17 protein-coding genes are annotated in these 21,045 nt (G+C 46.1%); 9 read left to right on the top strand and 8 right to left on the bottom strand.

The window, feature by feature from the left end; translation table 11 throughout:
• Positions 1-21 precede the first annotated feature (21 nt).
• From glnL to glnA, 3 genes are all read right to left on the bottom strand, one after another.
• Complete coding sequence (glnL, locus tag OQJ86_RS03195) at positions 22-1,068, bottom strand: nitrogen regulation protein NR(II) (RefSeq protein ID WP_038877002.1); 1,047 nt, start codon at positions 1,066-1,068, stop codon at positions 22-24.
• Between the two features lie 130 nt (positions 1,069-1,198).
• Positions 1,199-1,780 carry a DUF4124 domain-containing protein gene (locus OQJ86_RS03190; protein ID WP_265986268.1) on the bottom strand — a complete coding sequence of 194 codons (582 nt, stop codon included), beginning with the start codon at positions 1,778-1,780 and terminating at the stop codon, positions 1,199-1,201.
• A gap of 197 nt (positions 1,781-1,977) precedes the next feature.
• Complete coding sequence (gene glnA / locus OQJ86_RS03185) at positions 1,978-3,387, bottom strand: glutamate--ammonia ligase (protein ID WP_038870033.1); 1,410 nt, start codon at positions 3,385-3,387, stop codon at positions 1,978-1,980.
• A gap of 529 nt (positions 3,388-3,916) precedes the next feature.
• Here glnA and typA point away from each other — a divergent pair.
• The gene (gene typA, locus OQJ86_RS03180; protein WP_038870035.1) at positions 3,917-5,746 is read left to right on the top strand and encodes a translational GTPase TypA; all 1,830 of its coding nucleotides are present in this window, start codon (positions 3,917-3,919) and stop codon (positions 5,744-5,746) included.
• Between the two features lie 77 nt (positions 5,747-5,823).
• Positions 5,824-6,366, top strand: coding sequence for an AAA family ATPase (locus tag OQJ86_RS03175; protein WP_042604053.1), 543 nt, complete (start codon positions 5,824-5,826; stop codon positions 6,364-6,366).
• A gap of 31 nt (positions 6,367-6,397) precedes the next feature.
• Here the strand turns inward: OQJ86_RS03175 and OQJ86_RS03170 are convergent, their stop codons facing one another.
• A complete protein-coding gene (locus OQJ86_RS03170) occupies positions 6,398-7,039 on the bottom strand; it encodes a DUF2959 domain-containing protein (RefSeq protein ID WP_265986260.1) in 642 nt (213 codons plus the stop codon).
• A 35-nt stretch (positions 7,040-7,074) separates the two neighbouring features.
• On the opposite strand from OQJ86_RS03170, the gene OQJ86_RS03165 reads away from it, so the two are divergent.
• The 3 genes from OQJ86_RS03165 to OQJ86_RS03155 all read left to right on the top strand — a co-directional run bounded on the left by OQJ86_RS03165 (position 7,075) and on the right by OQJ86_RS03155 (position 9,450).
• Positions 7,075-8,019 carry a virulence factor BrkB family protein gene (locus OQJ86_RS03165; protein WP_038870039.1) on the top strand — a complete coding sequence of 315 codons (945 nt, stop codon included), beginning with the start codon at positions 7,075-7,077 and terminating at the stop codon, positions 8,017-8,019.
• Complete coding sequence (dtd, locus tag OQJ86_RS03160; RefSeq protein WP_038870041.1) at positions 7,991-8,425, top strand: D-aminoacyl-tRNA deacylase; 435 nt, start codon at positions 7,991-7,993, stop codon at positions 8,423-8,425. Before OQJ86_RS03165 ends, dtd begins: the two co-directional genes overlap by 29 nt.
• A gap of 107 nt (positions 8,426-8,532) precedes the next feature.
• A complete protein-coding gene (locus OQJ86_RS03155) occupies positions 8,533-9,450 on the top strand; it encodes a bifunctional GNAT family N-acetyltransferase/hotdog fold thioesterase (protein WP_038870043.1) in 918 nt (305 codons plus the stop codon).
• Here OQJ86_RS03155 and OQJ86_RS03150 read toward each other — a convergent pair.
• From OQJ86_RS03150 to hslR, 4 genes are all read right to left on the bottom strand, one after another.
• On the bottom strand, positions 9,436-11,613 hold the full coding sequence (locus tag OQJ86_RS03150; RefSeq protein ID WP_265986257.1) for an AsmA family protein: 2,178 nt from the start codon (positions 11,611-11,613) through the stop codon (positions 9,436-9,438). The genes OQJ86_RS03155 and OQJ86_RS03150 overlap by 15 nt on opposite strands.
• 174 nt (positions 11,614-11,787) lie before the next feature.
• Positions 11,788-13,416 (bottom strand): phosphoenolpyruvate carboxykinase (ATP), encoded by a 1,629-nt coding sequence (pckA, locus tag OQJ86_RS03145; RefSeq protein WP_038870046.1) that lies wholly within the window; start codon positions 13,414-13,416, stop codon positions 11,788-11,790.
• A gap of 337 nt (positions 13,417-13,753) precedes the next feature.
• Entirely contained in the window at positions 13,754-14,629 is an 876-nt protein-coding gene (hslO, locus tag OQJ86_RS03140) for an Hsp33 family molecular chaperone HslO (protein WP_038870048.1), read from the bottom strand.
• Between the two features lie 31 nt (positions 14,630-14,660).
• A complete protein-coding gene (gene hslR / locus OQJ86_RS03135; protein ID WP_038870051.1) occupies positions 14,661-15,047 on the bottom strand; it encodes a ribosome-associated heat shock protein Hsp15 in 387 nt (128 codons plus the stop codon).
• 253 nt (positions 15,048-15,300) lie between these two features.
• On the opposite strand from hslR, the gene gspC reads away from it, so the two are divergent.
• Genes gspC through gspF form a run of 4 tightly spaced genes read left to right on the top strand, consistent with a single transcriptional unit; the run spans position 15,301 to position 21,003 of the window.
• Complete coding sequence (gspC, locus tag OQJ86_RS03130; RefSeq protein WP_038870053.1) at positions 15,301-16,224, top strand: type II secretion system protein GspC; 924 nt, start codon at positions 15,301-15,303, stop codon at positions 16,222-16,224.
• 36 nt (positions 16,225-16,260) lie between these two features.
• Entirely contained in the window at positions 16,261-18,288 is a 2,028-nt protein-coding gene (gene gspD / locus OQJ86_RS03125) for a type II secretion system secretin GspD (RefSeq protein ID WP_265986255.1), read from the top strand.
• Positions 18,281-19,783, top strand: coding sequence for a type II secretion system ATPase GspE (gspE, locus tag OQJ86_RS03120; RefSeq protein WP_038870057.1), 1,503 nt, complete (start codon positions 18,281-18,283; stop codon positions 19,781-19,783). Before gspD ends, gspE begins: the two co-directional genes overlap by 8 nt.
• The gene (gspF, locus tag OQJ86_RS03115; RefSeq protein WP_038870059.1) at positions 19,783-21,003 is read left to right on the top strand and encodes a type II secretion system inner membrane protein GspF; all 1,221 of its coding nucleotides are present in this window, start codon (positions 19,783-19,785) and stop codon (positions 21,001-21,003) included. Before gspE ends, gspF begins: the two co-directional genes overlap by 1 nt.
• Positions 21,004-21,045: the final 42 nt, after the last annotated feature.

The raw sequence follows: 21,045 nt of genomic DNA, 5'->3' as shown, positions 1-21,045 counted from the left end.
TACCAAAACCATTTAGCGTGGTCAGATTGGCAAATAAATCGTAAAAGTGGTGTGACCTGGCCAGCTTTCGACATCAATCTTGCCGTTGTGCTGGTCGATCAGGTTTTGTGAGATAGACAGTCCGAGCCCTGTTCCACCTTCACGGCCACTGACCATGGGATAGAACAACGTATCTTGTAATTCTGGTGGGATACCCGGACCGTTATCGGTGATTTCTATGCGAGCAGCGAGCTTGCAGCGTTGGCCGTGAATATTGGCTTGGTGCACCGTTCTGGTGCGTATGGTGATTTTACCGTGTTCTTGGTGAGACAGTATTTGTGCGGCATTACTAACAATATTGAGCATCGCTTGCTCAATTTGGTCTGCATCCATTAGCAACTCTGGCAAGCTTGGATCGTAATCGCGTTCAACTACCACCGAATGCTGAGATTCCAGCTCAACCAATTGGCGTACCTTCTCCAACACTTGGTGAAGGTTCTCTTGCGTTTTCTTGCCTGGTTTTTGTGGCCCTAGCAAGCGATCGACTAATGCTCTCAAGCGATCGGCTTGTTCAATAATGATATGCGTATATTCGGTCAGAGACGGATCGGGCAGCATTTTCTCCAATAGCTGTGCCGCGCCGCGTAGACCGCCCAGTGGATTCTTGATCTCATGTGCTAAGCCTCGCACCAACAACTTAGCCGCTTGTTGTTGAGCGTGTTGATTAAGCTCTTGAGTGAGTCGGCGTTGTTGATCTATCTTGCGCATCTCAACCAACAGCATTAATTGTTTTTGCCATGTGATTGGGCTGACGGTGACCTCTAACATTAAAGGCCGGCCATCGACAACAAAGGTAACGTCGCTGTCGGTAATACTTTGACCGCTTTGTAGTGGCTGGGTCAGTAAAGCCAGATCCAAAGACGCATGTTGAATCAATTGAGACAGTGATTGCTCGACAATGCGCTTAGCGCTTTGTGAAAACAGCAACTCAGCCGAAGGGTTGGCATAACGTACCGCCAATCCATCATCGAGAATCAACGTCGCTGTCACCATGTTATTGAGGATGGCACTGGAGAGACTAGTATCCACATTACGTCCTTGTTTGCGTTGTGATTGTGCGCTGCACTATATTGGTGCAATAGAACGTAAGTATGGCGAATAAATCTCAGAAGAAAAAGTGAAAAGCAGCGCGAGCGTGCGTTTTTTCTCACTTAATATTCTACTTTGCCCCTTTAATGGTCGGCTTGATACTCGCTCTATGTAAATGCACCGTTATAGGGCTAGTAGATGCAATAAGCTTGCCGCTTCTTTTCGCTTGTACCGCAAGGGTGTGAGTACCACGGTCAATGTTGCTGAGTTGCCAAGTGAGGCGGCTTTGAGGGGCTCCATAAGGCTTGCCATCAAGGATGAGTTGCAGTTGCTCTCCAATCCCTAGTTTGCGGTTGGCATCCAGTTGGATGTTGATTAACCCATTGTTACTTCTTATGGTTTCGTCATGTTGAGGTGTGAGCATGGATAGGGAAAGCGGCACAGGTTTTTCGGTTTTTGCTTTCGGTGTATCAGCAGTCTCTTTTGGTACGCTGGCTGGAGGTGTTAAAGACTCCGTACTTTGTACCCGGGGAGCAGGTGCACTAGCCTCTAGGTTGGGAAGTGAAATGGTTTTTGCACCTTGATTGGGGGTGTCACTAAAGTGGATGACCCCGTCCTTATCTACCCAAGTGTAAGCGACTTGGGCACCAGCGGTCGACGCCATCAGCAAGGTACTGAGCGCGTACAGGGTTGGTAAAAGCTGAACTTTCATTGCTCACCTTCTTTTGATCGATGATTTCACGTTTCGGTTGCCTAGAACCTTGATCCATAAAGATAAAAGATTCAGGCGTATTTTTGTTATCTCTCCATGTTAAACGGGCAACTTAGTTGAGCGTATACAAAAAAGGCCCGCCTGCGAGGCGAGCCTAATATTTTGTAACTGTGTTTACATTTTACACAGCTTAGACCTTATACAGAGTAGTAAAGTTCGAACTCAAGTGGGTGAGTTGTCATGTTTACTTTCTCAACATCTTGCGCTTTTAGGCTGATGTAAGAATCGATGAAGTCATCAGAGAATACGCCGCCAGCTGTTAGGAACTCACGGTCTGCATCTAGTTCTTCTAGAGCGTCTTTTAGTGAGTAAGCCACTGTTGGGATTTCTGCTGCTTCTTCCGCTGGAAGGTCGTACAGGTCTTTATCCATAGCTTCGCCTGGGTGGATCTTGTTCTTAATACCGTCAAGACCAGCCATTAGCATTGCTGCGAAACATAGGTATGGGTTTGCTGCTGGGTCACCAAAGCGAACTTCAATACGACGAGCTTTAGGGCTTGGTACCACTGGGATACGGATAGAAGCAGAACGGTTACGCGCTGAGTAAGCTAGCATAACTGGTGCTTCGAAGCCTGGTACAAGACGCTTGTACGAGTTCGTTGATGGGTTAGCGAATGCGTTGATTGCACGAGCGTGTTTGATGATACCGCCAATGTAGTAAAGCGCCATTTCAGATAGGCCGCCGTACTTATCACCAGCAAATAGGTTAACGCCATCTTTTGCTAGAGATTGGTGAACGTGCATACCAGAACCGTTGTCACCAACTAGTGGCTTAGGCATGAATGTCGCTGTCTTACCAAATGCGTGTGCAACGTTGTGTACAACGTACTTGTAGATTTGGATTTCGTCTGCTTTTGTTGTTAGCGTGTTGAAGCGAGTTGCGATTTCGTTTTGACCCGCAGTTGCTACTTCGTGGTGGTGCGCTTCAACAACTAGGCCCATCTCTTCCATTACTAGACACATTGCAGAACGGATGTCTTGAGATGAATCCACAGGAGCTACTGGGAAGTAACCACCTTTAACGCCTGGACGGTGACCTTTGTTACCTTCTTCGTAATCAGAACCTGTGTTCCATGCTGCTTCTACGTCATCAATCTTGAAGAAAGAACCAGACATGTCAGTTGCGAACTTAACGTCGTCAAATAGGAAAAACTCTGGCTCAGGACCGATAAGTACTGTGTCAGCAACGCCTGTAGAGCGCATGAAGTCTTCAGCGCGTTTAGCAATAGAGCGTGGGTCGCGATCGTAGCCTTGCATTGTTGCAGGCTCAAGGATGTCACAACGGATGTTTAGCGTTGCATCTTCAGTGAATGGGTCAAGCACTGCAGAAGATGCATCTGGCATCATAACCATGTCTGATTCGTTAATGCCTTTCCAGCCAGCAACTGATGAACCATCGAACATTTTACCTTCTTCGAAGAAGTCTGTGTCGATCTGGTGAGCAGGGATAGAGATGTGCTGCTCTTTACCTTTTGTATCAGTGAAGCGTAGGTCAACAAACTTAACTTCGTTCTCTTGGATCAGTGATAAAACGTTTTCTACTGACATCGTGGATAACCTCCAGTGTTAATAAAGCGGTAAAGCTCGATTTATGAAATCTTGATTAAATCCAGCATTGATTAATCTGTTTGACATTTTATTAATCGATGCTGGTTTCTCTAAAGCCAAAACCGTGCCAAAAAAAATATTCCATTAATTTCAAGGGATTATGTTTTCAGATCCTAGTTTGGTGCAAACGATTGCACCAAAATGATCTGACTTTGCACTAAAATGGTGCGCATTTAAATTATTGCACCACAATGTGACAAACACGTTGCTTATTTAGTCCAGTTTTTGAGCGAGAGTCAATTTGTATTACGCAACGATTGGAATAAAATTGCGTTGAATCAATTCGCTTTAATAAGGAAAGTGGGCATTAAGCGTAAATTTCGCAGAAAAGCTCGGGAGTAGATCACATATTTCTATGCTTTTTGCTAAAATCTGGTACATTATGGCCGTTTTTTTAATCAGCAAATGTCACCAGAGAGCACCCGTTCTCAGCGTGGGGGCATTTCATCTATCTAAGTGAATCAAATCCATGGCTACTCCACAGATTGATAAATTAAGAAATATCGCGATCATCGCGCACGTTGACCACGGTAAAACAACACTGGTTGATAAACTACTGCAACAATCAGGTACTCTAGAGTCTCGCGGCGAAGCTGAAGAGCGAGTCATGGACTCAAACGACATCGAAAAAGAACGTGGTATTACCATTCTTGCTAAAAACACAGCAATTAACTGGAATGATTACCGCATCAACATCGTAGATACTCCAGGACACGCGGACTTCGGTGGTGAAGTAGAACGTATTATGTCGATGGTAGACTCAGTACTACTTATCGTTGACGCTGTTGATGGCCCGATGCCTCAAACGCGTTTCGTAACACAAAAAGCATTTGCACACGGCCTTAAGCCAATCGTTGTAATCAACAAGATTGACCGCCCAGGTGCTCGTCCTGATTGGGTTATGGACCAAGTATTCGACCTATTCGACAACCTAGGTGCAACTGACGAACAGCTAGACTTTAAAGTTGTTTACGCTTCAGCACTAAACGGTTGGGCTACTCTAGAAGAGGGCGAAACTGGTGAAAACATGGAACCGCTATTCCAAACTATCGTTGATGAAGTAGCCGCTCCAGAAGTTGACCTAGACGGTCCACTACAGATGCAAGTTTCTCAGCTAGACTACAGCTCTTACGTTGGTGTTATCGGTGTTGCTCGTGTAACTCGTGGTAGCGTTAAGCCAAACCAACAAGTAACAGTTATCGGTGCTGACGGTAAAACGCGCAACGGTAAAGTGGGTACGGTAATGGGTTACCTTGGTCTAGAGCGTCACGAAGTTGAGCAAGCGAACGCTGGTGATATCATTGCAATCACTGGTCTTGGTGAGCTGAAAATCTCTGACACTATTTGTGCTCAAAACCAAGTTGAAGCGCTACCAGCACTTTCTGTTGATGAACCAACAGTAACGATGACGTTCCAAGTAAACACGTCTCCATTCGCGGGTAAAGAAGGTAAATTCGTAACTTCACGTAACATCCTCGAGCGTCTAGAGAAAGAATTGGTACACAACGTAGCACTGCGCGTTGAGCAAACAGACGATCCAGACAAATTCCGCGTTTCAGGCCGTGGTGAACTTCACCTATCTATCCTGATCGAAAACATGCGTCGCGAAGGCTTTGAGCTTGCTGTATCTCGTCCAGAAGTAATCATCAAAGAAGAAGATGGTCAGCTAATGGAACCGTTTGAAACAGTAACGATTGATGTTCTTGAAGAGCACCAAGGCGGCATCATGGAAAACATCGGCCTACGTAAAGGTGAGCTGAAAGACATGGCACCAGACGGTAAAGGCCGTGTGCGCATGGACTTCGATATGCCTTCTCGTGGCTTGATCGGTTTCCAAACTGAATTCATGACGCTAACGTCAGGTTCTGGTCTTCTTTACCATACGTTTGATCACTACGGTCCACACAAAGGCGGTAACATCGGTCAGCGTATCAACGGCGTACTAATCGCTAACGCAATGGGTAAAGCACTGACTAACGCACTGTTTAACCTTCAAGAACGTGGTCGCCTATTTATCGGTCACGGTGTAGAAGTTTACGAAGGCATGGTTATCGGTATTCATAGCCGCGATAACGACCTAACAGTAAACGCTCTGAAAGGTAAGCAGCTAACCAACGTTCGTGCATCTGGTACTGATGACGCTCAGGTTCTAACTCCACCAATCAAGCACACTCTTGAGCAAGCTCTAGAGTTTATTGATGAAGATGAACTAGTAGAAGTAACGCCAGAAAGCATCCGTATCCGTAAGAAATTCCTAACAGAAAGCGACCGTAAACGCGCTTCTCGTGCAGGTAAATAATCTGTTTTAACGGATTCGATTAAGAAGAAACCCCGAGTTATGCTCGGGGTTTTTTGTATCTGAAGGGAAAAGAGTACATGAGGCCAATTGTGATTACGGGTGGCCCAGGCGCCGGCAAAACGACCTTGTTGAATGCGCTCGGTCATTTAGGGTATGCGACGTTTGCTGAAGGCTCACGTATTTTGATAGAGCAACAAAGCCAGTTAGAAAATGGCATCTTGCCTTGGAGTAACCTGCCCGAGTTTGCCAACTTATGTCTTGAGTTTATGGGTAAGCAAAAGTGTGAGTCGCTGAGTCATCAGGTGGCTTTTATGGATCGCGCGATTCCCGATATTGTGGCTTATCTGCAAGTTGGAGGGCGTCACGTTGAGCAAGCTTTCTTAACGGAGAGTGCTGGGTACCATAGTCAGGTGCTAACTTGTCGACCTGAAGCGTCAATCTATGTTCAAGATGAAGTACGCCCACACAGCTTTGAAGAAGCGCTTCAGATTCATCACGCCCTTGTCGAGACGTATGCTGAGCTGGGTTATGAAGTGGTTGAAGTACCATGGGGAACAATACCAGAAAGGGTCGAGTTTGTTCGAAGAGTCACAGGCTTAGTGGTCGAGAGCACAAACTAAAAGCTCCTCACGAAGAGGAGCTTGTAAAGGCTTACTTTTGATTCAGCTGTTGCAGGAACTTATCTGATTCTGCGATCGCGGCATTCATTTGTTTGATTGCGTATTGGATGTCTTTCTCTAGGCTAGAAAATTCACCTTTTAGAGAGCCAATCGCGCTCGCGTTTAGGTTGTGTTTTAAGTAAAGCGTGTTGTCGCGGAGTGTGTTGAGTACTGGCGTCATCTTGTCTTCAGCACGCTTCATCGCACTGAGCATGGTTTTGTAAGATGCTTTGGTCTCACGCAGCTTTTGTTCACTTGAGCGACGTAGCTTCGCGCTGGTGTACAAGTCTAGTTCGCCCTGCCACTCATCAAACAGCGCATCGGACACGTCTTCAATTGCAGCAATACGATCGCGCACGTCTTGTGCTGCTTTTTCGCTGTCTTCGTATTTATCGTTTATGTTGTTATAGACGCTTTCCAGTTCACCACCATCAAAATTGGTTAAGGCAGAAAGTGCTTCGAGTGCACTGGTAAATTCTTCTTGTGCGTCTTGTTGTGATTCTTTGGCGTCTTCAACGCGATCAACCATGATGTCACGCTTGTGGTATCCCACTTGCTCCATCGTTGAATAATAAGCGGACTGACATCCTGTTAAAGTGAAAATTGATAGTACAATTGCTAATAAATAAGGCATTCTTATGTCCTCGACGCTAATTTATGGGATGAACTATGAACCAGTTATCAGAGAGTTACAAGGTGAGATTGACTAGGCTTGTGCCGGGGAGCGTCGCGTTTTCCAAATATCTTCTCAAACGAATGACGCACGATCGCGTCAACGTCAATGCTGGCTATCTAGCTTATATTACTTTGCTGTCTATTGTGCCGATGTTGACGGTACTTTTGTCGATATTGTCGAAGTTTCCGGTGTTTGAGAATGTGGGTGAAACCTTGCAAGGTTACATCATTGATAACTTTGTCCCAGCTTCTGGTGATGCAGTAAGAACGGCGCTGCAAGAATTCGTTTCGAATACAGGAAAAATGACTGCCGTGGGCGGTGCTTTTCTATTTGTTGCGGCTTTGATGTTGATTTCAAATATCGATAAGAACTTAAACTACATTTGGCGAGTAAAAGACAAACGCCGCCCTGTCTTTTCTTTCTCAATGTATTGGATGGTGTTGACCCTTGGTCCGATTTTGGTCGGCGCAAGTATTGCTGCGACGTCTTACGTGACATCCCTTAAGTTGATTGAGAACGAAACGCTATCGGGCGCTTACAACCTGTTTTTGCGTTGGCTGCCTTTGTTGTTGTCCTTCTTTGCGTTTATGGGGTTGTACTTTTTAGTGCCAAACAAAAAGGTATACCTATCCCATGGTGCAGTTGGCGCTGCTATTGCTGCTGTGCTGTTTGAATTGAGTAAGAAAGGCTTTGCTTTCTACATTACCCAGTTTCCTTCTTATCAGTTGATTTATGGCGCGTTAGCGGCCATTCCAATCTTGTTTGTGTGGGTGTATTTGTGTTGGCTTATTGTTTTGATTGGTGCGGAAGTCACCGCGGCTTTGGGAGAAAGAGAGCACTGGAGTGATGACCTAGAAATGATACACTCGACGGCAGAATTGCAATTAACAGATGAAGGAAGCGAGAGTCGTGATAGCGCTAATCCAACGAGTCAGTGAAGCCGCCGTTCGCGTGGACGGTGAAGTTGTCGGTGAAATCGACCAAGGTCTACTTGTTCTACTTGGTGTAGAGAAGGACGATGATGAAGCAAAAGCAAAACGTTTGATGGAGCGCGTAACCACTTATCGAGTGTTTGAAGACGATGACGGTAAAATGAACCTCAACGTCAAACAAGTGAACGGTAAGGTGTTGGTGGTGTCTCAATTTACGTTACCAGCAGACACCAAAAAAGGCACTCGCGCAGGCTTTTCTCGTGGTGCACACCCTGCGGATGCAGAACGTCTGTATGATTACTTTTCTGATTTGTGTGAGCAAGAGCTACCAACGCAACGTGGCCGCTTTGCTGCTGATATGAAAGTGTCATTAATTAATGACGGCCCGGTGACTTTCTGGCTACAGGTCTAATCTGGTAACTCCAATATCATGGTCTAAGCTTTAAGCCCAAGCGAATTGAATTTGCTTGGGTGTTTTCTCCTAAGGCTTTCATTTGATTTGTACTTTCAAGGATTGATATGTTCAAACTCATAACTCCAAAAACAGAAAATCAGCTCAATAAGTACTATCAATTTCGCTGGCAATTGCTACGTGAACCTTGGCGTATGCCGATAGGATCAGAGCGTGATGAGTACGATGGCATGAGCCATCATCGTATGATTACTGACAGTCGTGGCCGCCCTATGGCAATTGGTCGTTTGTACATTACCCCAGATAATGATGGTCAGATCCGCTACATGGCGGTGAAAAATAACCGTCGTAGCAAAGGCATGGGCTCATTAGTGCTCGTGGCGTTGGAATCTCTGGCGCGTCAAGAAGGCGCGAAGCGTTTGGTGTGTAATGCGCGTGAAGATGCGATTGCCTTCTACGAAAAGAACGGTTTTGAGCGAAGAGGTGAACTGACCGATGAACGTGGACCGGTGCGCCACCAACAGATGGTCAAACACCTTGACCCAATGGCTGATGTACTTCGCCGTCCCGACTGGTGTACCGAGCTACAAGAACGCTGGGAAGCGCAGATCCCAATTGCAGATAAGATGGGGATCAAAATCAATCAATACACGGGTTACCAGTTTGAGTGTAGCGCACAGCTCAATCCAAACTTGAATCCGCATAACACCATGTTTGCAGGCTCTGCCTTTACTCTGGCGACATTGACGGGGTGGGGTATGACGTGGTTGTTGATGAAAGAGCGTGGTTTGCACGGCGATATCGTGTTGGCAGACAGTTCGATTCGCTATCGCCATCCGGTTGAGCAGAATCCTGTGGCGAGTACCTCACTTGATGGTATTAGTGGTGATTTGGACAGGCTTGCGTCAGGACGTAAAGCGCGCATTGTTATTCATGTGGTGATTTACAGTGGTGACGTACCAGCAGTGGACTTTGTTGGTACTTACATGCTGCTACCGAATTACTCTAAGTTACTCAGCTGTTAGTGTTTCTTGTGGCGCGTCTGTGTTTGCAGATGCGCCTTTTTCAGATGTTAGGTCACGGCCTTGCGGCGCAGCGTTAGTTTCTGCCGCGCTTTCTTTAACTGGACCTTTAGTCGAGTTTTCTTGATTAGAGATAAGTTGCTCTTCTGAGTGCACCGTTGCGCGAGGCTCTTCCTCTTCGACCACTTCTTCGCTCAGTTCTTCTTCATGGTGCTCTAAATTAATTGCGTCAATCGTTTTTCTGCTTGTTACTTTCGATGAAGGCTTTTCTGATTCGATTGACTCAGTCTGCTTTGGCTTAATTGCACATTCATTGGTTTCGACGTCGCCACTCAATATGTCACCTTGAACTTTTCCACACACTTCTTTGAGCTGATAAATCACACCGCTCAGTGGGTTATTCGCCATATCAAACTCACCCGATAGGTTACCCGAAATGGCTTTGCCGGAAATGGTCACTGGTTGAAGCTTTACTTCGCCTCGCTGAGCTTGCAGTCGCAATGGGCTGAAAGTGACTGACTTTAGTGAATCGTCCGCTTGCGATTTCAAGGTGGTATCACGCAAGTTGGCTTCGACTTCTCCCGATAAGCTGTAAGAAAGCATGTTTTGATCGCCCGCCAATCCTTTTAAATCGAGACTTAAGTCAGAGAAGCCATTGACCGCAAGTGCTGTTGGTAAGTATGGGTGAAGTAATTGCAGGGGAATACCATCTGCATTGAGGTTTAGTGCCCATGGTTGACTGGTGGTACTGAGATCGATTTGCCCCAAGCCTTCGATATAGCCTTGCTCTAATGGCGCAAACAAACGTGTTAGCTGCCAGAAGCCATTTTCACTTTGGGTTGCGATCGCAGCATGCGATGAAAGGACTTGATCATAACTGGCATTCACGACGCTTGCATCAAGCTTGCCATTCCAAATACCCCAGTGACCATTGCTGCGTTTTACTTCGAGCTGGTCACCCTCCAAATTCAAGCCAGAAAGCTGCCAGTAAGGTTGTTTGGATAACTGGATTACTTGACTGCGTTCAATCTTTAACTGCTTAACATCGACTTGCTGGAGCTTCTCTGTCGTTGTTTGCCACCAATCGGTTTTATCTCCTGGATGGATTGCCCATTTTAATCCAGTGATGGTGGCGTTGTTAATTTTCCAATGCTCTGGCTCAAACTTACCTGATATCTGAACGGTACCCTGTTGCCAATCTAAGCTTAGTTCTTGCAGTTGAATGGATCCTGGCTTGAATTGAGCATTCAAGCGAGGCTCAACCGCGGTTTGATCTTGGAAACTGACGCTGTCAGCTTGCAGAGATATTTGTGCTGTTGTATTCCACAATAACAATGGGAGAGATGCATCTTCTACCGACAATTCTAAATTCTGCCAATGCCAATCTCCGTATTCCACGTCCGCATTCAGTAGGTCGAGGCTGTTAATGTGACTTATGTTAATCGGTAGAGCATGCCATGGTTTCGCTAACAAGGATTGTAATTGAGTGTTGTTGATTTTGAGCCTGTCAACAGTGACATTCACCAGCGACCAACCTTGTGGATAGTGCTCACCTTGGCCTGAAATCTCACTGCCTCGCCAATTGAACGACGCGCCGTAAAGGGTGCTGTCCTGTGCTTTATAATCGACATCGACCAAAACATTGTTAAAGGTCTCACCATTCCAGTACCACTGCTCGGCAGACAGTTGGATTGCACCGAAAGGAACGAGTTGGTCCTTGCCATTCCATTGTGGATCTTGGGTTTGTAGACTCAAACCATTAATACTGAATGCGTCATCCGCGTAATCGAGGTTTTTTAGCGCCACCTGATGAAATTGGACATTTGTTAATTGAGGGAGAGTCGGCATGCCTTGTTGTAAGCTCAGACCATCAATAAGCAAACTATCGACAACCCACTTTCCATTGTGACGAACATCGGGGTTGAGCCAGACATCAACTTGTTCGATATAAGGCCATTGTTTATCTTTTGATGTGACGCCTTGCAGTTTCAGGTGGTAAGGAAATTCGTATTGGACACTTTCTGCTTGCAAAGGGAGCTCAGTCGACTCTGACAGCAGGTTCCAGGTTTGTTTGGAGTACGAGGTCGTCAGTAAGGCGATAAAAGCAGTTGGTACCGCGATCGCCAATACGAATATAAGAATTAGAATTCGACCTGCTGTTTTCATCCTTACCAAAACCTGTGCGCAAAATAATGGTTAACCCGATGAAGAGATGTCTCTTGAGCAACCTAGATAGGCTTAAGCTTGTATCAATCTGGAGTGGGATTCAATAAAAAGCCCCTCAAAAGAGGGGCTTGACGATTATTTTTGTAGCTAAGTCACGCAGACTTCGTTGATGGTTTAATCCAACTGAGGTCCTGCTGCCACCAAAGATTGGCCTTCAGCATTGTCAGTGTACTTATCAAAGTTGTTGATGAAGCGTTCTGCCAAATCTTTCGCTTTGCTTTCCCATTGAAGTGGATCAACGTAAGTCTCACGTGGGTCAAGGATGCTTGGATCGACACCTGGAAGTGAAGTTGGCACCTCTAGGTTGAAGATAGGAATATGCTTGGTTTTCGCATCTTCAATTGAGCCGTCAAGGATTGCATCGATAATGCCGCGTGTATCTTGGATAGAAATACGCTTGCCGCTGCCGTTCCAACCAGTGTTGACTAGGTAAGCTTCTGCGCCAGCTGCTTCCATGCGTTTAACCAGTACTTCTGCGTACTTAGTTGGGTGTAGGGTTAAGAACGCTGCCCCGAAACATGCCGAGAAGGTTGGTGTTGGTTCAGTGATGCCACGTTCTGTACCGGCTAGTTTAGCGGTAAAGCCAGACAAGAAGTGGTACTTAGTTTGCTCAGGAGTCAGTTTAGAAACCGGAGGTAGTACGCCGAATGCGTCTGCTGATAGGAAGATCACCTTATTCGCGTGACCGCCTTTTGATACTGGCTTAACAATGTTGTCGATGTGATGCAGTGGGTAAGAAACACGAGTGTTCTCTGTCTTAGACCCATCATCAAAGTCGATAGAACCATCACTACGAACTGTAACGTTCTCTAGTAGTGCATCGCGGCGGATTGCGTTGTAGATATCGGGCTCAGCTTCTTTCGATAGCTTGATGGTTTTCGCGTAACAGCCACCTTCGAAGTTGAATACGCCGTCGTCGTCCCAACCGTGCTCATCATCACCAATCAGTGCGCGTTTAGGGTCTGTAGATAGCGTTGTTTTACCTGTGCCAGATAGACCGAAGAAAATTGCTACATCGCCTTCTTCGCCCATGTTTGCACTACAGTGCATTGATGCGATGTCTTTCAGCGGAAGGAAGTAGTTCATCATGGCGAACATGCCTTTCTTCATTTCACCGCCGTACCAAGTACCACCGATCAGTTGCATACGCTCTGTTAGGTTGAACACCGTGAAGTTTTCAGAGTTCAGACCTTGTTCTTCCCACTTGTCGTTCGTGCACTTCGCACCGTTCATTACGACGAAATCAGGTTCAAACGTTGCCAACTCTTCTTCTGTCGGACGGATAAACATGTTTTTCACGAAGTGTGCTTGCCATGCGACTTCTGTAATCACACGAATACTCAAACGAGTGTCTGGGTTTGCACCACAATAACCGTCAATCACAAATAGGCGTTTACCAGAAAGCTGGTTGGTCACGAGCTCTTTTAGATCGTCCCATACTTCTTTGTTGATGGCTTTGTTGTCGTTTTTGACTGCATCAGAAGTCCACCACATGTGCTCTTCTGTGGTTGCATCTTTTACGATGTACTTATCTTTTGGTGAGCGACCAGTGAAGATACCAGTGTCTACGGCAACCGCGCCGAGTTCCGTAACGACACCACGTTCATAACCTGTCAGGTCAGCACGGGTCTCTTCCTCGAATAGCATTTCGTAGCTTGGGTTGCGAACAACCTCTTTAACGTTGTGCAGTCCGTGTTTAGTTAGATCAAGTGTTGCAGCCTTTGTATGTTCCATAACGGTCATAGGTGCTCCTTATAAGGATTTTTGTAGGGATTTTGTAATAATGTTTTAATTTTTATCTGCTCACCATGCTAGCAACGGGGCGGGGAGAAAACAGGGATGTAGCTCAAAAATTATCCATGATTTCAGTAAGGTTTTAGGTAACCCGTCACATATCGGTACGAATAGTTTATCGTGCGCGCAAACCTTTGCGCTAGGCCAAAAGAATTATTAATTACTTAAAATTAAGCGGTTACTTTATTACGTGTGAGGCTAGGTATTACGAGGTTTAGATCACAAAAAGGCCAGCGTGATGCTGGCCTTTTGAAAGGTAAATTACAGGCTTGCTAAGCTATGAAAATTAATGCAGGGTTTTCTTTTCAGGAGCCGCTTGCGCATAGAGTTCGGTAATCTCTGATTCATCAAACGAGTATGACGTGCCACAGTAATCACAATGTAAAGAAACTGATCCTTCTTCGGCCAAAATGTCATTAATTTCAGCACGGTCTACGGTAATGATTGCTGCACCACTGCGCTCACGAGAACAACCACAATGGAATTCGACTGGTTGAGGTTCGTAAAGACGAACGGTGTCTTGGTTATATAGACGGTATAGCAGTTCGTTCGCAGGTAGCGTGAACAGTTCTTCGTTCTTCACTGTGTCTGTCAGTTGCTCTAGGTGATCGAAATCTTCTGGTGCACCAGTGCCGTCTGGCATGATTTGAATCATCATACCTGCAGCGTGTGCTTTACCTTCGTGTTCACCTGTGCGGATCCATAGACGCGTTTTTAGCTGTTCAGAGTTTGCGAAGTAGCCTTCGATAACTTCAGCTAATGTGTCACCTTCTAGGCCAACGACACCTTGGTAACGCTCGCCTTTTTTCGGTTCGATGGTGATCACTAGGTAACCTTTACCCATCATCTCGTGCAGTGTCGCGTTGTCAGCGATATCGCCTTCCCAACGTGCAACGCCGCGGATCTTTTGATCATGATCGCCATTGATGACTGCTAGAGAGACAGGACCGTCACCTTGCAGCTGGATCGTGATTGAGCCTTCGAATTTCAAAGTTGCCGTTAAAAGTGTGGTTGAAACGAGTAGCTCACCCAACAGTTTTTGCAGCGCTGCCGGATATTCCTTGCTGGAGATAATACGTTGGTATGCTTCATCCAATTGTACCAACTCGCCACGAACTGAAAGGTCTTCAAATAGGTAGCGGTGTAAAACATTATTTGCCATGGAGTGCTTTCCTCGTCGGTAATTCCGGCGTTTATTGATGTTTGAACTTAATGATGTCGCGGCGCTGCTTTTTATCTGGGCGGCGTTCCGGACTAGGGTTGTGGGCGTTGAGTTTACGTTGTTTCGCGAACTCTTCGCGTTGATTAACACTGTCTTCAGTTTCGCGGTAGAGCGTTTGAGCGATGGGTGCGCCCATGCGACGATCAGAGATTTTTTCGATGATCACCGTTTTTTCTTCATTACCTTGACGAAGACGAATCTCAGCGCCCAACTCAACGATTTTACTTGGTTTGCTTCGTTGCCCATTATAGTGGACTTTACCGCCATCGACCATATTACGTGCGATAGAGCGGGTTTTATAGAATCTGGCAGCCCACAACCATTTATCTAGCCTTACGGCTTCATTTTCGGAACTCATAGAACTCGATGCTATCTAATCACTGCACTGATAGCGCAATGCTGGTGGATTATTCACCTACAGATGGTGCCAAGGCGTATTTTTTTCAAGGGAGTTGGCAAAAACTGCATAAGAAAAAGGTATGAAATATAAGTTGTGATATAGTTCACTGCTCTTTGTTGAGTAGTAATTTTATTGCAATTTTAGCAAGATAGAGTCGGCTGTCTTTATTTAGATTCAGGCTGACAGACGTAAGAATAAAGGAATCAATTCAGTGAAGCGTTTAGAGCTAAGTGCAGGATTATCAAGCAGCCCGCTACTGGCTCAGATCAAGTCCAACAATCATACCATTCAAGCGAAACTTAGTTTGCTACTTACTTGTCTATTTATAGCAATGACAGGTTGGATACTCGGTAAAGTGGTGTGGTTAGCAATGCCTCAAACTTCTGATGTGACTCAATGGAGACCGTCAGCAAGTGCTGTTGTGTCTGGTAATAAAAAAGACGCGATTGATTTCAATGCCCTCCAAAATGCCAACTTATTCGGAAAGTACACCGAGCAAAAGCCGGTCGTAGTAGAGCAACCTGTCGTGCAAGATGCGCCTAAAACACGCTTAAACCTAACGTTAGTTGGCGCGGTTGCGAGTAGTAACGCAAAAACCAGCTTGGCGGTGATTGCCAACCGAGGCAAACAAGCGACTTATGGCATCGGCGAAGAAATTGATGGAACGCGAGCAGAATTAAAAGCGGTGTTGGTGGACCGAGTTATTATTGACAACCAAGGCCGAGATGAAACCCTTATGCTTGAAGGGATTGAATACAAAAAGCTGTCTGAAACTCGTCAGGCAACTCGACCACAAGCGGCGAAGGCAAACAAACCTTCTGCTGTGGGTGAAAAGTTAGATCAAATTCGAGCGGAAATCGCAAAAGATCCGCAGAGCGTATTTAAGTACATCAACATTTCTCCGGTTAAGAAAGACGGTGGAATTGTCGGCTATCGCGTCTCACCAGGTCGTGATGCGGCTTTGTTTAATGATGTCGGTCTAAAACCTGGTGATATTGCGGTGCAACTAAATGGGATCGATTTAAGTGACCCTTCATCTTCAGTACAACTGATGCAAGTGATGAACGACCCGCAAGAACTGAATTTGACTGTGGACCGTGATGGTCAGCAGTACGACATCTACATCCAATTGTAATACTTAGGCAACCAGCGTAAGTTCAGGGAGACATACGTGAAACATTGGTTTAGCAAAAGTGCTTGGTTACTTGCAGGGACTCTTCTCTGCGCACCGGGTGCGATGGCGAACGATTTTAGTGCTAGCTTCAAAGGCACTGACATTCAAGAATTCATCAACATTGTTGGTCGTAACCTAGAAAAGACCATCATCGTTGACCCGTCAGTACGCGGCAAAATCGACGTACGCAGCTATGACGTTCTTAATGAAGAGCAATACTACAGCTTCTTCCTTAACGTGCTAGAGGTGTATGGCTATGCGGTTGTAGAAATGGACAACGGCGTACTTAAAGTCATTAAAGCAAAAGACTCAAAAACATCTGCCATTCCAGTCTTAGGCGACGGCAGTGCGAAAGGCGATAGTGTCATTACTCGCGTGGTCGCGGTTCGTAACGTATCGGTTCGCGAACTTTCTCCACTGCTGCGTCAGCTGATTGATAACGCAGGTGCCGGTAACGTAGTGCACTATGACCCTGCTAACATCATTTTGATCACAGGTCGTGCCGCGGTCGTAAACCGCCTTGCGGAAATCATTAAACGGGTTGACCAAGCGGGTGATAAAGAAATCGAATTAGTCGAGCTACGCAATGCTTCTGCTGCTGAGATGGTTCGTATCGTTGAGGCCCTGAACAAAACGACGAATCAAAAAAGTACGCCTGAATTCCTTGAACCTAAAATCGTTGCTGATGAGCGTACCAACTCAATCCTGATTTCTGGTGATCCCAAAGTGCGAGCACGCCTTAAGCGATTGATTCGTCAACTTGACGTTGAAATGGCGACGAAAGGTAATAACCGTGTGGTTTACCTCAAGTATGCGAAAGCCGAAGACTTGGTTGACGTATTAAAAGGGGTGTCTGACAACTTACAAGCTGAGAAGCAAGCGGGGCAAAAAGGTGCATCAAGCTCACAACGTGGTGAAGTGGTGATTGCCGCTCACGAAGCGACCAACTCTTTGGTGCTGACAGCGCCGCCAGATATCATGATGGCGCTACAAGACGTGATTTCTCAACTGGATATCCGTCGTGCACAAGTTCTGATTGAAGCATTGATCGTTGAAATGTCTGAAGGCGACGGCATCAACCTTGGCGTTCAATGGGGTAACCTAGAAACAGGTGCAGTTATTCAATACGGCAACTCTGGAGCGTCAATTGGTAGCGTAATGGTTGGTCTTGAAGAAGCAAAAGATCAAACTCGAACTGAATACTACACAAACTCAGATGGTGAACGTACGCCATATGATGTTACTGAATCTGGTGACTACTCAACTCTGGCATCTGCACTTAGCGGTGTAAATGGTGCAGCGATGAGTATTGTTATGGGTGACTGGACTGCGTTGATCAGTGCTGTCTCATCAGATTCAAACTCAAACATTCTATCATCCCCAAGCATTACAGTGATGGATAACGGTGAAGCGTCATTTATCGTTGGTGAAGAAGTGCCTGTGATTACAGGCTCGACAGCCGGGTCGAATAACGACAACCCATTCCAAACGGTTGAGCGTAAAGAAGTCGGTATCAAACTGAAAGTGGTGCCTCAAATCAACGAAGGCGATTCAGTGCAACTGACTATTGAGCAGGAAGTGTCAAACGTTCTGGGTGCGAGTGGTGCGGTGGACGTACGTTTCGCGAAGCGTCAGTTGAATACCTCTGTGATTATTCAAGATGGTCAGATGTTAGTTCTGGGTGGTTTGGTTGATGAGCGTGCGTTAGAAAGTGAATCGAAAGTGCCGCTACTGGGTGATATTCCAGTAATTGGTCAATTATTCAAATCGACTAGCACGCAAACAGAAAAACGTAACTTGATGGTGTTTATCAAGCCAACCATCATCCGCGATGGTATGACGGCTGATGGTATCACTCAGCGTAAGTACAACTTCATTCGTGCAGAGCAGCTTTATAAAGCGCAGGAAGGCTTGAAACTGATGGATGACTCTAAGATTCCAGTCATGCCTGAATTTGGTGAAGATCGTAAACACCCTGCTGAAATTCAAGCGTTCATCGATCAGATGGTAAAGAATAATGGTTGATATGTTAGACACAGCGCCAAGTATGCGCCGTCTGCCATTCAGTTTTGCCAACCGCTTTAAACTGGTATTGGAGACGGAGCACCCTGAGCGCCCTCCAATCCTGTATTACGTCGAGCCGCTCAACCCTGCGGCTTTGGTTGAAGTACGCCGTGTACTGAAACAAAACTTCATTCCTCAACCGATGGACAAGGAAGCGTTCGATAAAAAGCTAACTGAAGCTTACCAGCGCGACTCTTCTGAAGCCCGTCAGTTGATGGAAGACATTGGCGCAGACAGTGACGACTTTTTCTCATTGGCAGAAGAGCTGCCGCATGATGAGGACTTGCTAGAGTCTGAAGATGATGCGCCGATCATCAAATTGATCAATGCCATGCTCGGTGAAGCGATCAAAGAAGGGGCATCGGATATTCATATCGAAACGTTCGAGAAAACCCTGTCAATTCGTTTCCGTGTCGATGGTGTATTGCGTGAAGTCTTAACCCCAAGCCGTAAACTCGCGCCTTTGCTGGTTTCTCGTGTGAAGGTAATGGCAAAACTAGATATCGCAGAAAAACGTGTTCCTCAAGATGGTCGTATTTCTCTGCGTATCGGTGGTCGAGCAGTAGACGTTCGTGTTTCTACCATGCCTTCATCGCATGGTGAGCGTGTGGTAATGCGTCTATTGGACAAAAACGCAACGCGTCTAGATTTACACAGTTTGGGTATGACGCCATCGGTGCACGATAACTTTGGTCGCTTGATTCAACGTCCACACGGTATCATCTTGGTGACCGGTCCGACAGGTTCGGGTAAATCAACGACCTTGTACGCGGGCTTGCAAGAGATCAACAGCAACGAACGTAATATTCTGACGGTAGAAGACCCAATCGAATTCGATATCGATGGTATCGGCCAGACGCAGGTTAACCCGAAAGTCGACATGACGTTTGCGCGCGGCTTACGTGCCATTCTTCGTCAGGACCCGGACGTGGTGATGGTCGGTGAGATCCGTGACTTAGAGACTGCACAGATTGCAGTGCAAGCGTCTCTGACTGGTCACTTGGTAATGTCGACGCTGCACACCAATACGGCAGTGGGTGCTATTACGCGTCTACGCGATATGGGCATCGAACCTTTCCTCATTTCATCTTCATTGCTTGGTGTGCTTGCTCAACGTCTGGTTCGTACCTTGTGTTCGGACTGTAAAGAGCCTTATGAAGCTGATAAAGAACAGAAAAAACTGTTTGGTTTAGAAGAGCATGAATCTCTGGTTTTACATCGTGCGACAGGATGTGAAGTCTGCAATCAGAAGGGCTATCGTGGTCGTACTGGTATTCATGAACTTCTGATGGTGGATGAGCAAGTTCAGGAGTTAATTCACAGCGAAGCGGGTGAACAAGAAATTGAAAAAGCCGTCCGTCAGCATACACCAAGTATTCGTAGCGATGGCCTAAGCAAAGTGAGCCGCGGCATTACCTCACTTGAAGAAGTCATGCGAGTGACCAAGGAAGCGTAATGGCAGCATTTGAATACAAAGCGCTGGATGCGAAAGGCAAGCAGAAGAAAGGTACAATTGAAGGGGATAACGCTCGTCAGGTGCGCCAACGCCTAAAAGAACAGGGCATGATTCCTGTCGAGGTAATGGAAGCTAAAGCAAAAGCGGCTAAGTCTTCAGGCGGGTCAGTCGGATTCAAGCGTGGTATCAAAACCGCAGAACTTGCACTGATCACACGCCAACTTTCAACACTCGTTCAATCGGGTATGCCATTAGAAGAGTGTTTGAAAGCGGTATCAGAACAAGCAGAAAAGCCGCGTATTCGTACTATGATTGCCGCCGTGCGTTCAAAAGTCACGGAAGGTTACCCTCTGGCAGATAGCCTGGGGGATTACCCGCATGTTTTCGACGAACTTTACCTTTCAATGGTTGCCGCGGGTGAAAAATCCGGTCACTTGGACACGGTGTTAGAGCGCTTGGCTGACTACGTAGAAAACCGTCAGAAAATGCGTTCTAAATTGCTGCAAGCCATGATTTACCCGGTGGTATTGGTGGTGTTTGCCGTTGGTATCGTCTCTCTGTTGCTCTCTTCTGTTGTTCCGAAGATCATCGAACCTATCATTCAGATGGGACAAGAGTTACCTCAATCAACGCAATTTCTTTTGTCTGCGAGTGAGTTTGTCCAAGAGTGGGGTCTGATCATCTTTATCGTGGTGGTGGTGCTCTTTTACGGGCTTAAACTGGCACTACAAAAACCGAACTTTCGTTTAGCGTGGGATAGAAAAATCCTTAGCCTACCGCTGATTGGTAAGATTTCTCGTGGCTTAAATACGTCGCGATTTGCGCGTACGCTATCGATTTGTACATCCAGTGCTATTCCGATTTTGGAAGGCATGCGAGTCGCGGTTGATGTTATGTCCAATCGTTACGTGAAACAGCAAGTTTTGGTCGCGGCAGATAACGTAAGAGAAGGTGCAAGCTTACGTAAAGCATTGGATCAAACTCGTTTGTTTCCACCAATGATGCTGCACATGATTTCTAGTGGTGAGCAGAGTGGTGAGCTTGAGAGTATGTTGACTCGTGCTGCGGATAACCAAGATCAAAACTTTGAATCTACGGTCAACATTGCACTTGGCATTTTCACTCCAGTATTGATTGCATTGATGGCAGGCTTGGTACTTTTCATCGTAATGGCGACATTGATGCCAATGTTGGAAATGAATAACTTAATGAGTGGATAAAATTCGAGTTAAGCTGTGTCTACTGATGATATAGCTTGAATC

Source organism: Vibrio sp. Sgm 5 (assembly GCF_026241575.1).
Taxonomy (GTDB): Bacteria; Pseudomonadota; Gammaproteobacteria; order Enterobacterales; family Vibrionaceae; genus Vibrio; species Vibrio jasicida.
This window is presented reverse-complemented; position numbering and strand designations above follow the sequence as displayed.

Bases quoted from the DNA above. Each gene is read 5' to 3' on its own strand.
- OQJ86_RS03190 (WP_265986268.1), bottom strand. From the start codon at position 1,780: ATGAAAGTTCAGCTTTTACCAACCCTGTACGCGCTCAGTACCTTGCTG.
- glnA (WP_038870033.1), bottom strand. From the start codon at position 3,387: ATGTCAGTAGAAAACGTTTTATCACTGATCCAAGAGAACGAAGTTAAG.
- typA (WP_038870035.1), top strand. From the start codon at position 3,917: ATGGCTACTCCACAGATTGATAAATTAAGAAATATCGCGATCATCGCG.
- OQJ86_RS03175 (WP_042604053.1), top strand. From the start codon at position 5,824: ATGAGGCCAATTGTGATTACGGGTGGCCCAGGCGCCGGCAAAACGACC.
- OQJ86_RS03170 (WP_265986260.1), bottom strand. From the start codon at position 7,039: ATGCCTTATTTATTAGCAATTGTACTATCAATTTTCACTTTAACAGGA.
- OQJ86_RS03165 (WP_038870039.1), top strand. From the start codon at position 7,075: ATGAACCAGTTATCAGAGAGTTACAAGGTGAGATTGACTAGGCTTGTG.
- OQJ86_RS03155 (WP_038870043.1), top strand. From the start codon at position 8,533: ATGTTCAAACTCATAACTCCAAAAACAGAAAATCAGCTCAATAAGTAC.
- OQJ86_RS03150 (WP_265986257.1), bottom strand. From the start codon at position 11,613: ATGAAAACAGCAGGTCGAATTCTAATTCTTATATTCGTATTGGCGATC.
- pckA (WP_038870046.1), bottom strand. From the start codon at position 13,416: ATGACCGTTATGGAACATACAAAGGCTGCAACACTTGATCTAACTAAA.
- hslO (WP_038870048.1), bottom strand. From the start codon at position 14,629: ATGGCAAATAATGTTTTACACCGCTACCTATTTGAAGACCTTTCAGTT.
- hslR (WP_038870051.1), bottom strand. From the start codon at position 15,047: ATGAGTTCCGAAAATGAAGCCGTAAGGCTAGATAAATGGTTGTGGGCT.
- gspE (WP_038870057.1), top strand. From the start codon at position 18,281: ATGGTTGATATGTTAGACACAGCGCCAAGTATGCGCCGTCTGCCATTC.
- gspF (WP_038870059.1), top strand. From the start codon at position 19,783: ATGGCAGCATTTGAATACAAAGCGCTGGATGCGAAAGGCAAGCAGAAG.